At 68.6% G+C, this 10,325-nt stretch carries 10 protein-coding genes; 4 read left to right on the forward strand and 6 right to left on the reverse strand.

Annotated features, from left to right (window positions below; translation table 11 throughout):
* Positions 1–30 precede the first annotated feature (30 nt).
* Positions 31–456: a hypothetical protein gene (locus tag AB0I35_RS31620; protein ID WP_357399986.1), complete on the reverse strand. Its 426-nt coding sequence runs from the start codon at positions 454–456 to the stop codon at positions 31–33.
* Positions 457–541: 85 nt separating this feature from the next.
* On the opposite strand from AB0I35_RS31620, the gene AB0I35_RS31625 reads away from it, so the two are divergent.
* Complete coding sequence (locus AB0I35_RS31625) at positions 542–1,333, forward strand: helix-turn-helix transcriptional regulator (protein ID WP_357399995.1); 792 nt, start codon at positions 542–544, stop codon at positions 1,331–1,333.
* A 21-nt stretch (positions 1,334–1,354) separates the two neighbouring features.
* Here the strand turns inward: AB0I35_RS31625 and AB0I35_RS31630 are convergent, their stop codons facing one another.
* The 4 genes from AB0I35_RS31630 to AB0I35_RS31645 all read right to left on the reverse strand — a co-directional run bounded on the left by AB0I35_RS31630 (position 1,355) and on the right by AB0I35_RS31645 (position 6,136).
* Positions 1,355–2,563, reverse strand: coding sequence for an FAD-dependent monooxygenase (locus tag AB0I35_RS31630; RefSeq protein ID WP_357399987.1), 1,209 nt, complete (start codon positions 2,561–2,563; stop codon positions 1,355–1,357).
* Positions 2,564–2,712: 149 nt separating this feature from the next.
* Positions 2,713–3,342, reverse strand: coding sequence for a PadR family transcriptional regulator (locus tag AB0I35_RS31635; RefSeq protein ID WP_357399988.1), 630 nt, complete (start codon positions 3,340–3,342; stop codon positions 2,713–2,715).
* Positions 3,343–3,401: 59 nt separating this feature from the next.
* Positions 3,402–5,435, reverse strand: coding sequence for an MDR family MFS transporter (locus AB0I35_RS31640; protein ID WP_357399989.1), 2,034 nt, complete (start codon positions 5,433–5,435; stop codon positions 3,402–3,404).
* 68 nt (positions 5,436–5,503) lie between these two features.
* Complete coding sequence (locus AB0I35_RS31645) at positions 5,504–6,136, reverse strand: TetR family transcriptional regulator (RefSeq protein ID WP_357399990.1); 633 nt, start codon at positions 6,134–6,136, stop codon at positions 5,504–5,506.
* 113 nt (positions 6,137–6,249) lie between these two features.
* On the opposite strand from AB0I35_RS31645, the gene AB0I35_RS31650 reads away from it, so the two are divergent.
* Together AB0I35_RS31650 and AB0I35_RS31655 are read left to right on the forward strand one after the other, a co-directional pair.
* Positions 6,250–7,170 carry a sigma-70 family RNA polymerase sigma factor gene (locus AB0I35_RS31650; RefSeq protein ID WP_357399991.1) on the forward strand — a complete coding sequence of 307 codons (921 nt, stop codon included), beginning with the start codon at positions 6,250–6,252 and terminating at the stop codon, positions 7,168–7,170.
* A gap of 39 nt (positions 7,171–7,209) precedes the next feature.
* Positions 7,210–8,085, forward strand: a complete 876-nt coding sequence (locus AB0I35_RS31655; RefSeq protein ID WP_357399992.1) for an oxidoreductase — start codon at positions 7,210–7,212, stop codon at positions 8,083–8,085.
* On the opposite strand, the gene AB0I35_RS31660 is transcribed toward AB0I35_RS31655, so the two are convergent.
* Positions 8,073–9,095 carry an NADP-dependent oxidoreductase gene (locus AB0I35_RS31660; RefSeq protein ID WP_357399993.1) on the reverse strand — a complete coding sequence of 341 codons (1,023 nt, stop codon included), beginning with the start codon at positions 9,093–9,095 and terminating at the stop codon, positions 8,073–8,075. The two genes, AB0I35_RS31655 and AB0I35_RS31660, sit on opposite strands and share 13 nt — an antisense overlap.
* 118 nt (positions 9,096–9,213) lie before the next feature.
* On the opposite strand from AB0I35_RS31660, the gene AB0I35_RS31665 reads away from it, so the two are divergent.
* Complete coding sequence (locus AB0I35_RS31665; protein ID WP_357399994.1) at positions 9,214–10,173, forward strand: helix-turn-helix domain-containing protein; 960 nt, start codon at positions 9,214–9,216, stop codon at positions 10,171–10,173.
* Positions 10,174–10,325: the final 152 nt, after the last annotated feature.

Raw genomic sequence — 10,325 nt, forward strand, 5'->3', positions numbered from 1 at the left:
GACCCGCGAATACCTGGTGTGCGCAGGCATTCATCGTGAACCCTCGATGAACTGGTGATCGGACACGACGCGGCCGTCGGCATCGAGCGCGAGCAGGTCGAAGCCACCACCCTGAGGTGTGCCGTCGTCGCGGCGGTTCATCGTCCACGCGACACCGACGGTGCCGGCCGGCAGTTCCATGGCGGGGCCTGCCGCGGCGAAGACGAATTCGCCGTCCGCCAGGAACATCTCGTAGGCGCGGGTGACCCGGCGGTCGAGTGCGTCGTAGCCGTGCACCGCGAGCGGCGGGGCCGGTATCGCGAGATCGGCTGCGGCCGCTCGCGCCTCGGCGGGCGGGTCGACCAGGTACTGCGCGCCGTCGACCGTGAAGAGGTCCTCGATCATCTTGCGGCGGGTGGTTGGATCGGCTTCGTTCCAGAGGGCTACGTAACGGGTGGCGATGTCGTTGATGCTCATGGCGACAACCCTGTCGAACGCGGTGACGCGGCGCGATTCCCTGCGGGGAATGGCGTGGGGTGCCCGCGCGCGGTTGACTCGCACCATGACGATCGCGCAGACCAGCACCGCCTTCGGCCCGCAACTGCGGCACTGGCGCACCCTGCGCCGGGTCAGCCAGCTCGACCTGGCGATTCGCGCCGAGACGAGCCAGCGCTACCTGAGCTTCCTCGAACAGGGCAGGTCCCAGCCGGGTCGCACGATGGTGGTGCGGCTGGCCGAATCCCTCGAGCTGACCCTGCGTGATCGCAACAACCTGCTCCTGGCCGCCGGTTTCGCCCCGGTATATCCCGAAAGCGATCTGGCCGCACCGGAGTTGGCGCCGGTACGGGAAGCGCTCACCGCTGTTCTCGACGGACACCTGCCGTATCCGGCGCTGGTCGCCCGCCCGCGCGGCGAACTGGTCACGGCCAACGCCGCGTTCGACCTGTTCACCGAGGGGGTGGCCGACCACTTGCTGCGCGCGCCGATGAACGTGCTCCGGCTGGCGCTGCACCCCGACGGGGTCGCGCCGCGAGTGCGCAACCTGCCCGAATGGGGCAGGCACATCATCGACTCGCTGCGCACCCGGGCCGCCAACACTCCCGACCCCGCCGTCGACGCGCTCATCGGCGAACTGTCGGGGTATCTGCCGACCGTCGCCGCAGGGCCCGATCACGTGGGATTCGCCGTCCCCCTGCATCTTCGCACCGACGACGGTGACCTTCGCCTGATCACCACGCTCACCTCGTTCGCCACCGCGACCGATGTCACCCTCGCCGAGCTCCATCTCGAGGCGTTCCTGCCCGCAGACGAGGAGTCCGCCCGCGTCCTGCGGCTGCGAGCATCACGGCGCTGAATCCGAGGCGCCGCGCATGAATCAGGAGGTGGCCGAGGCGATTTCGCGCTGAACCGGCTCATCCCAGTCGATGCGGTAGCGACGTTCGGCGCCCATCGTCTTCTCCGGGTTCATCACCGTCCGCACCATGAGCGGCATGACCGCGTTCATCACCTTGCGGGCGACCGGACCCGGCGTCTTGCTGCGATTGACCTTCGCGGCCCGAGCCGTGATGCCTTCCACCCGCGACCGCCGCAACCGTTCGTAAGCGGCGAAAGCCGCTGTGGGCGAGTCGATATCGCGGAGGCAGCGGGCCAGTTGGACGGCACTCTCGATGGCCAGCGACGCGCCCTGGCCGGAACTGTTCGACGGCGCGTGCACCGAATCGCCAACCAGCACCAGCCGATCGCGATACCAGTGCGGCACCGGCGGCATGATGTGCAGCGCACCGGTGATCTCGAGGGTGTCGGCCGTTGTGCGGCGGGCGAATTCACCACCCGGCGTGTCGGGCGCGTAGGTGTCGCGCAGGATCCGCAGCCAGTGCTCGGGCGATTTCGCTCTGGCCTCGGTGAACGAAAGGTACTGCTTACTCGGCAGATTCGCGCCCCATGCGATCCGGCCGTCGGCCCCTTTCCAGTACAGGTAGTAGGCCTTGGCGCCGAAGGCGAACACCATGGTGTCGTCGGGAACGTCGATGTCGAAGTCGACCTGCGCCCCGAAGCCGAGCATGCCGGTGTAGTGCGGACCGGGTGCGGACGGATCGATCAAACCCCGGACAGTGGAGCGGATTCCGTCGGCGCCGACGAGGATATCGGCGGTCGCGCTCGACCCGTCGGCGAAGTGCGCGGTGACGCCGTCGTCGTGTTCGTCGACACCGATCAGGCGTTTGTCGTAGGTGAACGGCACCCCGGCGGCGACGGCATGGTCGTGCAGTGTGCGGTGCAGCTCGCCGCGGTCGACGAGTTGCAGCGGCGGTTGATCCGGCAGTGTGGGGACCTCGTGCATGCGGCCACCGACGCGCAGGCGCATCCCGGACACGGGTGAGGCGATGCGGCGCACCGGGTCACCGGCGCCGAGGATGTCGAGGGCGGCGATGCCGTTGGGCGCCAGCGCCAGCCCGGAGCCGATGCCCTCGGACGGGCCGGAATAGGCCTCGTAGACGTGGGCGTCGATGCCCGCTGCACGCAGGGCGGTCGCGGCGACGGGTCCGGCGATGCCACCGCCGATGATCAGGGCGGAATGAATGGACATGGGTGATCTCCAGATCGGGACTTCCGACGTCACCCAGCTATCCTGTGGTTGCCAGCCTCGAGGCCGGGTGCGCCTGGTTTCGGGACGGTTCTCCGGGCTCGGTGGGGTGTTGCCGCACGCCACCGGGCTCGGGGTCTTCGCATGGTGGTTTAGTCCGCACTCCTCTCCGCCGGGGCTCGCTCGGCAGGCATGCCGTCGGCATGCCACTGCCGCCATTGATCGAGCGCGTCGAACGTGCCCGCCACCAGTTCCGCGCGCAGCGCGCGTGCCCAGCGTGCCTCGGCTTCCAGCATCGCCAGGCCGTATTCGGTCTCGACGAGAAACAGCCGTGGCAGGGTGAGCGCGCCGAGGTCGCTCTTGACGCGGGCGATGGTTTCCTCGAGCCTGGCGACGCGGGTGCCGAGCAGCTCGATCACCTCATCGGGCGGCAGGATCGCCAGGATCGACAGACCGGCGGTGAACCGGTGGTGTTCGGGTTCGGGTTCGGCGAGGAGTTCGCGTGTCCAGTCGGCCATTTCGGCGCGGCCGGCATCGGTGATCCGGTAGATCACCCGCTCGGGCCGCGCCCCCTCCTTCTCGCTGCCGACGACCTCGAGGAAACCGGCCTTGGCCATGTTCTGCACAACCGTGTACAGCGAACCCCACTTGATGTCCATGTCACGGTCTTTGCCCTGCGCCCGCAGGGTCGCGGCGATCTCGTAGCGGTGCATCGGGCGCTGCACGATGACCGAGAGCACGGCCAGGGCCAGCAGATTGTTCACCTTGCGCTTCGTCGCCACGCCCGCCTCCTTACTCGTCTACGAATATACGTCTACGAGTAATCGGTGACAAGGCGTGGTCAACCGGTATAGACCTTGGCCCCGCCGTCCGCGCCTTCGTCCAGGAGTTTCGCGGCGATCTTCGACAGAGCCTCGTCGAGCAAGGCCCGATCGGTGGGGTCCTCGCAGTTCCAGTCGTCGAGGCGGTCACCCAGCCAGCGCCGCCACCCGGCCCGCAAGGTGTCGACCTCGGTGCGACCCGAGTCGGTGAGGGTGAGAGTACCCGCCTCGGCGTGCAGCAGTCCCGCGTCGGCCGCCTGCCGGAAGACCGGGGCGAGCACCTCGACCGGGAGCCGGTGCCGGTAGGCGATGCCGTACACGGTGGCGGGCATCTCCTGTTTGCCGTACAGGTACACCTGCCCGAGCGCCCACGCGGTGTCCGGACTCAACCGGCTGCCCGAGGCGGCGATGAGTTCGGGAATGATCGGGCCCTTCGCCCGCGCCTTGCGGACGGTCGCGGCGACCGAGCGTTCCAGCTGCACCACCCGGTCGTGCGAGTCCGGCACCGAGAACCCCTCCCCCACATCGCCCGCACCGTGGCGCGCGCTGTCGCGCAGCCGCACCTGCGGCAGGAACCAGGCGACGACGAAACCGAGCAGCGCCACGGGGACCACCCAGGCGAAGACATGGTCGATCGAGCGGGCGTAGGCGTCGACGATCGGCGCGGTCTGCTCGACGGGCAGCTCACGCAGCAGTTTCGGATCCGCCACCGCCTCGGGCGGGACGCCGGGCGCCGCCCGCATCGCCTCGGCGAGGGCGGTTCTGCTCTCGTTGCTGTAGAGCGTGCCGAACACCGCCGTGCCGAACGCGCTGCCGAGGGTGCGGAAGAAGGTGACACCGGAGGTCGCGGTGCCGAGGTCGGCGTAGGGCACGGTGTTCTGCACGACGATGGTGAGCACCTGCATGCCCAGCCCGAGGCCCGCGCCGAGAATCAGCATGTACAGCGATTCCAGCCACACGCTGGTGTGCCGGTCCATCGTCGACATCAAACCGAGGCCGACGGCGAGCACGGCCATGCCGACGATCGGGAAATACCGGTACCGGCCGGTCTTGCCGACCACCTGGCCGGAGAAGATCGAGGTGATGAACAGGCCGACGACCAGCGGCAATGTGCGCACGCCCGACACCGTCGCCGACACACCGTCGACGTATTGCAGGTAGGCGGGCAGGTAGGTCATCGAGCCGAGCATGGCGAAACCGACGATGAAACTGAGCACCGAGGACACCGTGAACACGCGGCTGCGGAACAACCGCATCGGCAGCATCGGCTCCTTCGCCCGGTTCTCCACCCGCACGAACGCGACGAGCAGCACGACGGCGAGCACGAACAGCCCGATGATCTGCCACGAACCCCACGGGTACTCGTTGCCACCGAATTCCAGGCCGAGGATCAGCGCCGACACACCGACGGCCACCAGGCCGATGCCGAGGTAGTCGATCACCGGCCGGGTGCGGGCGGCGAGTTTCGGCAGCGTCCGCGCCGCCATCACCAGCATCACGACCACCACCGGGACATTCACATAGAAACACCACCGCCAGCTCGCGTGGTCGGTGAACAGCCCGCCGAGCGTGGGACCGAGGACCGTGGTGATGCCGAAGACCGCCCCGAGCGCGCCCTGATATTTGCCGCGTTCGCGCAGCGGAATGGTGTCGGCGATCAAGGCCATCGACGTGACCATCAGCCCGCCCGCACCGACGCCCTGGATGCCGCGCGCGAGGATCAGCATCGGCATGCCGCCGGCCATACCCGCCAGCGCGGAACCGGCGATGAAGATGATCCCGCTGATCTGGAACAGCAGTTTGCGGCCGAACAGGTCACCGAGTTTGCCCGCGAGCACGGTCGCGACGGCCTCGGCGAGCAGGTACGCGGTGACCACCCAGGCCATGTGCCCCGCGCTGCCGAGATCGGCGACGATCGAGGGCAGCGCGGCCGACACGATGGTCTGGTCGAGCGCGGCCATCAGCATGCCGAGCACCACCGTGGCGAATACGAGATTGATCTTGGTTTTGCTCATCGGCGCGACGGGCTCGTCTACAGCAACACCATCCGGCATGGCCCCAGTATGGGCGTTGCCGCGCCCGGCGAGAGCCCAGTGACACGGCAGCAATCGGAGGAGATATCTCAGCGAACGGCGTAACCCGCCAGTCCCGGTTCGAGCGCGTCGAAGGCGACTTCGGCGTAATCGGCAAGGGCAGCGGCGATCTCGTCACCCGACTCGCCCGCGAGGGTACGACGCAGGATCTCCTCGAACAACACGCGATGCACGCCTGCCAGTTGTGCGGCGGCTACCCGAGGGGTGATGTCGTCGGGCGCGGCGGCGGTCTCCTCGGCGAGTGCGCGGGCCAGCGCCGCCTCCCGCTCGTCGTGGAACTCCCGCAACCGGGCGGTGAGGGCCTGGCTGTCGGTGATCATCTTGGCGAACGGCGCGCCGCTGAAGCCGATCACGGGATCCTGGGCGGCCACGGCGGCGAGGTAGGCGCCGCGCAGGGCGGCCAGTGCGGACTGACCGGGGGCGCGCTCACGCACGATCGCGGCGAGTTGTTCGACGTAGGCCGCGCCGAGATCCAGGGCCAGGTCTTCCTTGCGGGGGAAGTAGTTGGTGACGGTCATCTTCGCCACGTCGGCAGCCGCGGCGATCTCGGCGATCGTCACCTTGTCGAAGCCGCGTTCGAGGAACAACTCGGTGGCCCGATGCGAGATCTGCTCCCTGGTCTGCTGCTTCTTCCTGGCCCGTAACCCCTGCTGCGTAGTCATGCCCTCAGCGTAACCGAACTCGTCCTAAAATTGTTCTTGACATATTTTTATGTTGGTCCTAAATTTGTGTTCGTCGCCGGGAGCGACATTCCTTCGCCGAACGGGAGCCCTCCTTGACTGTCACCGCCGATCCCATCCGCGACTACCTCACCGCCATCAGCCGCACGCCCCTGCTGACGGCCGAGCAGGAATACGCCCTCGCCGCACGCATAGCCGCTGGTGTCGAGGCCCGCACGGAGCTCGACGAGAACGCCTCGGCGGGAGTCGAGCTCTCCGCGGCACGACGGAAGGAGTTGCAGCGCAGCGTGATCGACGGTCAGCGCGCGAAAGACCATATGGTTCGGGCGAATCTGCGCCTGGTGGTGTCCATCGCCCGGCGCTTCCCGACCAACACCGGGATGTCGCTGCTCGACCTGATCCAGGAGGGCACGCTCGGGCTTATGCGAGCGGTGGACAAGTTCGAACACCGCCGCGGGCTCAAGTTGTCGACCTACGCCACCTACTGGATTCGCCAGTCCATCGGTCGCGCGCTCACCGACCAGGGGCGGACCATCCGGCTGCCGTCCAATGTGGCCGATGTGCTGCACAAAGTCGTGCGCGTACGTCGCGAGCTGACCCACGAGTTCGGCCGGGCGGTCACCGCCGAGGAGATCGCGGAGCGGGCCGAACTCACCGTCGCCCAGGTGACGGCGGCGCTGCGCCACGAGGCGGAACCGGTGTCGCTGCAGACACCGCTCGGGGAGGACACCGAACTCGGCTCGGTACTGCCCGACACCGCACCCTCGCCCGCCGAGCTGGTCGCCGAGCGGATGCTCGGCGGGTATGTGGAGGCGGCCCTGGCCGGGCTCACCGAGCGTGAATCCGATGTCATCCGGCTGCGTTTCGGCCTCGATCGCGGTGCGGCCCGCACGCTGGAGGAAGTGGGTTCGCAGCTGGGGGTCTCCCGGGAGCGTGCCCGGCAGATCGAGGCGAAGGCCATGACCAAGCTGCGCAGGCCCGCATGTGCCCGTACGCTGGCCGGGTTGCTCGGCTGACCACTTCCGATCGATCTTACTCAAGAGTAAGGTCGGGGCATGGCATGGAAACCAGCTGACATCGCGGACCAGACCGGCCGCACCTTCGTGATCACCGGCGCCAACGGCGGCCTCGGCGCCGAGACCACGAAGGTGCTGGCCGCCAAGGGCGCCACCGTGATCATGGCCTGTCGCAACAAGGCCAAGGCCGAACCGATCGCCGCCGCCATCCCCGGCGACGTGCGGGTGGCCGCCCTCGACCTGGCCGACCTGGCCTCCGTGCGCGAGTTCGCCGAGCAGCAGGGCGAATTCGATGTGCTCGTCAACAACGCGGGCCTGATGAACGTGCCGTTCTCACGGACGGCCGACGGGTTCGAAACCCAGTTCGGGGTGAACCATCTGGGTCACTTCGCCCTCACCGGTCTGCTGCTCGACCGCGTCCGCGACCGGGTGGTGACCCTGGCCAGCATCGCCCACAAGCAGACCCCCAAGCTCTGGATCGACGATCTGAACTACGAGAACCGTCGCTACCAGCGCAATCTCGCCTACGCCCAGGCGAAGCTGGCCAACCTCATGTTCGCCCGCGAACTGCAGCGCCGCCTGGGCGAGGCGGGGGCGAAGCAGAAGTCCTACGCCGTGCACCCCGGCGTGTCGGCGACCGACCTGTTCGCCCGCACCGAAACGGTCCTCGACCGGGTGAGTAAGCCGTTCATCAAGATCATCGGACATCCGCCCGCCAAGGCCGCCCATTCCACGCTGTTCGCCGCCACCGAGCCGACCGCCGACCCCACTGTGTACTGGGGTCCGAACCGGTTGATGCAGTCACAGGGCCCGGTCGAGGCCTGCCCGTCCAGCCGGATCTCCCGCGACCCCGAGCTGCTGCGCAGGCTCTGGGACGAGTCCGAGCGGATGACCGGCGTCAGCTACAAGTTCTGAGCTCGGGGCGCTGCCTGCCCGCCGTTCGACCGGGAGCATCCGACCGGGGCGCTCCGGCCATCGACCTGTGCGCCGGCGTCCTCGGCGACCGCCAGCACGATCTTGCCTCGGGTGCGCTGATTGTCGCTGACCTCGTGGGCCTTGCTCACCAGGTCGAGCGGAACGACGGTATCCACGTGCACCCGCAGGCCACCGGTGGCGGCCAGGTCGGCGACGGCGAGCATCCCCGCGCGGTCGGCCTCGACGATCATGAACCGCGCACGCAGCCCGAGCGGTCGTGCGACCTCGCCGAGCGCGGCCTCGGCGGGGGAGGCCAGCGAGACGACGATGCCACCGGGCCGCAGCGTGCGCAGCGAGCGCGGGCCGTATTCGCCGCCGATGGTGTCGACCACCACGTCGACATCACGGAAAGCTTCCTCGAAAACCGTTGTGCGGTAGTCGATCACCTCGTCGGCGCCCAGTTCTCGCACGAAGTCGTGATTGTCGGTGCGGGCGGTGGCGAGCACGTACGCGCCCCGCGCCTTGGCGATCTGGACCGCCACGTGCCCCACGCCGCCCGCCGCGGCATGGATCAGCACACGCTGACCGGGCCGCACGTCGGCGGTGTCGACCAGCGCCTGCCAAGCGGTCAGCGCGACCAGCGGCAGCGCCCCCGCCTCGACATGACTCAGGTTCGCGGGCTTGTGGGCCAGATGACGGGCCGGTGCGGTGACGTACTCGGCGTACGTCCCGGCCGCATGCGGATGACGCGGCATGCCGAACACTTCGTCGCCGGGCGCGAACAAGGTCACCCCAGGACCGACCTCCTCGACGACGCCGGACACGTCCCAGCCCAGCGGTGCGATGGCCTCGACCAGCCCACCGGTGCCTCGATGCCAGGAGTCGGTGGGGTTCACACCCGCCGCGTGCACCCGGATCAACACCTCCGCCGGGCCGGGCGACGGCTTGTCCACCTCGATCACCCGCAGAACCTCCGGCCCGCCGAAGGTGTCCTGTCCGATTGCCCGCATCGCTGATCTCCCTTGTCTCCATGGCTGTTTCGGGGGAAACGGCCTGATGGGACAACGATGCCGAGAGGCGGCGCTGACCACGAGTGGCAAGAGAGCCAATATCTGCAAGAATCTTGCCATGCAGCGCGTGGTGGTTCTGGCCTTGGACGGCGTGTATCCCTTCGAACTAGGGATTCCGGCCCGCATCTTCGGGACGGCGGTCGCGGCGGACGGCAGCCCGCTCTACGAGATCCGCACCTGCAGCCTCGACGGCGCGCCGGTACGCACGAACGCCGACTTCACGATCGCGGTGGAGTGGGACAGCAGTGCGCTCGACGACGCCGACATCGTCGTCATCCCGCCGTTCAACGAATGCGACGACCACGCGAGCTATCGCCTACCCGAGAAGGTGGCCGACGCGTTGCGGCGCCCGCAGACCCGGGTGGTCAGCTTCTGTACTTCGGCCTTCGTGCTGGCCACGCTCGGATTGCTCGATGGCAGACCCGCGACCACTCACTGGAACCAGGCCGAACGGTTCCGCCGCGAGTTCCCCCGGGTGCGCATGGACGCCGACGTGCTGTTCGTCGACGACGGGCGCATCCTCACCGCCGCGGGCAGCGCGGCGGGCATCGACCTGTGCCTGCACCTGCTGCGCAGCGACCACGGCAGCGCCGTCGCCAACCGGGTGGCGCGGCTGTGCATCGTGCCACCGTGGCGTGAGGGCGGTCAGGCCCAGTTCATCGATCGGCCGATGCCCGAATCGGGGAACGCGAGCACCGCCGATACCCGCGCCTGGGCGCTCACCCACCTCGACCGCCCCCTGTCACTCGCCGAACTCGCCGCCCACGCCCGGATGAGTGTGCGCACCTTCTGCCGCCGCTTCCGCGAGGAAACCGGGCTACCGCCCGGCCAGTGGCTCACCCGCCAGCGCGTCGACCTGGCCCGTCACCTGCTCGAGGTCACCGACCTCCCCATCGACCGCGTCGCCACCGACTCCGGCCTCGGCACCGCCGCCTCCCTCCGCCAGCACCTCGCCACCACCATCGGCGTCTCCCCCACCACCTACCGCCACACCTTCCGCGCCGGAGCCCTGCGATGACTCACGTTCACCGCCTTTCCGGCCTCACACGACCCGACCTCGAGGAGGGTCCGCCGCGCAGCGGCGGTTCGCGGCCGTCCCGACTCTCGTGCTCGTCTCCAGCGAAACCATGTCCTTGGGGGACTTGTGAACTTCGATATGTCCTGTCCGCA

This window comes from Nocardia sp. NPDC050378 (assembly GCF_040655675.1).
GTDB lineage: Bacteria > Actinomycetota > Actinomycetes > Mycobacteriales > Mycobacteriaceae > Nocardia > Nocardia coubleae.

What these genes read in the sequence shown, in the direction of transcription:
- AB0I35_RS31640 (WP_357399989.1), bottom strand. Translation starts at nt 5,435, where the DNA reads ATGCCGGATGGTGTTGCTGTAGACGAGCCCGTCGCGCCGATGAGCAAA.
- AB0I35_RS31625 (WP_357399995.1), top strand. Translation starts at nt 542, where the DNA reads ATGACGATCGCGCAGACCAGCACCGCCTTCGGCCCGCAACTGCGGCAC.
- AB0I35_RS31645 (WP_357399990.1), bottom strand. Translation starts at nt 6,136, where the DNA reads ATGACTACGCAGCAGGGGTTACGGGCCAGGAAGAAGCAGCAGACCAGG.
- AB0I35_RS31665 (WP_357399994.1), top strand. Translation starts at nt 9,214, where the DNA reads ATGCAGCGCGTGGTGGTTCTGGCCTTGGACGGCGTGTATCCCTTCGAA.
- AB0I35_RS31660 (WP_357399993.1), bottom strand. Translation starts at nt 9,095, where the DNA reads ATGCGGGCAATCGGACAGGACACCTTCGGCGGGCCGGAGGTTCTGCGG.
- AB0I35_RS31630 (WP_357399987.1), bottom strand. Translation starts at nt 2,563, where the DNA reads ATGTCCATTCATTCCGCCCTGATCATCGGCGGTGGCATCGCCGGACCC.
- AB0I35_RS31620 (WP_357399986.1), bottom strand. Translation starts at nt 456, where the DNA reads ATGAGCATCAACGACATCGCCACCCGTTACGTAGCCCTCTGGAACGAA.
- AB0I35_RS31655 (WP_357399992.1), top strand. Translation starts at nt 7,210, where the DNA reads ATGGCATGGAAACCAGCTGACATCGCGGACCAGACCGGCCGCACCTTC.